The following is a 1,041-nucleotide window of genomic DNA, read 5'->3' as shown; positions in this document are numbered from 1 at the left end:
ATTTTTGGATTCCTCAAGGATGTTTGAGCTCACTCACTTTTTTACCTAACACTCATGTCCATCGTTGTGATTTTTCTGTGCGTTTGAATGATGCATTTGCTCAACAGGCCGGTTTTATCAAACCATCGATTTTGCTGAAAGCCTTAATTGAAAAGTTGGCGAAGACGGAGACGCATTCTGATATCCAGTTAGATTTGCTCGCAGTGGTTAAACACGAAGTACTGGCGATTTCACCAAATCTATCAAACTCGGCACCCAGCCAAGCAATCAATCAGTGGAAGCCAGCATGCGAAGCTCGCATTTCGAGAGAGCTTTGTTTGGTGCTTACGCTGCGCGAAGCAAGAAAAATGAAGTTGTCTGGGAAAAAGGAATCTCAAATTGTTGAGCACTTGTTTGCTGGCAACACAGAAGAATACGAACAGCTTTGCTTTTTAGTGTTTGGTGAAGCGCTATAAGTTAACGGTGTATAGCGTTTTCTCACACGAGACTCACACAAGATCAAAAAGGGCGTACTTTGCGGTACGCCCTTTTCTTATTCTTTGCCTCACGTAGGGTCACATATTTCCCCAAGTAATCCCAAGCACAACACACATCGAACGCTCGGTGAAAAACGATGAACTAAAATGGCACTTCAATTTGCATCATCCAGTCGGCGTCGTAATACTCGTGCCAACGATAGTCGAAGCGCATTCTTGGCTCACCATCAGCTTTATTACCAAAACCGATGCTGAACATGAGACCATGGCTGCGAAGCCACTCTTCTGTGGTCATTTTGTTTTCTTCTTCACGTAGCTCTTCTGGCATCCAAATACCAAGACCAAAATAGTTTTTGTCTACGTTTTGAGTAAGAAACGGAATGTCTTGCGATTTGATTGCCCACTCTTCCCAGTAGTTTTCTGTTGGTCCTTCTGCTGTCGCTTCAGCAGCATACCAATCTAAGGTATCGGTACTAAGCACACCAACAGTATCAAAAATTTCTTCACAGATGGGCATGGTGCTGTCTTCAAACACCACGGAGCGATCAGAAAGATAGTTACATGC

At 43.7% G+C, this 1,041-nt stretch carries 2 protein-coding genes; one reads left to right on the top strand and one right to left on the bottom strand.

The window, feature by feature from the left end; genetic code table 11:
• A partial coding sequence (locus R7070_RS26545) for an AraC family transcriptional regulator (RefSeq protein ID WP_318141565.1) occupies nt 1–455 on the top strand: 455 nt, incomplete at its 5' end.
• A 163-nt stretch (nt 456–618) separates the two neighbouring features.
• On the opposite strand, the gene R7070_RS26540 is transcribed toward R7070_RS26545, so the two are convergent.
• On the bottom strand, nt 619–1,041 hold a 423-nt coding region (locus R7070_RS26540; RefSeq protein ID WP_318141564.1), incomplete at its 5' end, for a hypothetical protein.

Origin of the sequence: Vibrio sp. 1557 (genome assembly GCF_033340175.1) — a bacterium.
GTDB classification, from domain to species: domain Bacteria; phylum Pseudomonadota; class Gammaproteobacteria; order Enterobacterales; family Vibrionaceae; genus Vibrio; species Vibrio alginolyticus.
This window is presented reverse-complemented; position numbering and strand designations above follow the sequence as displayed.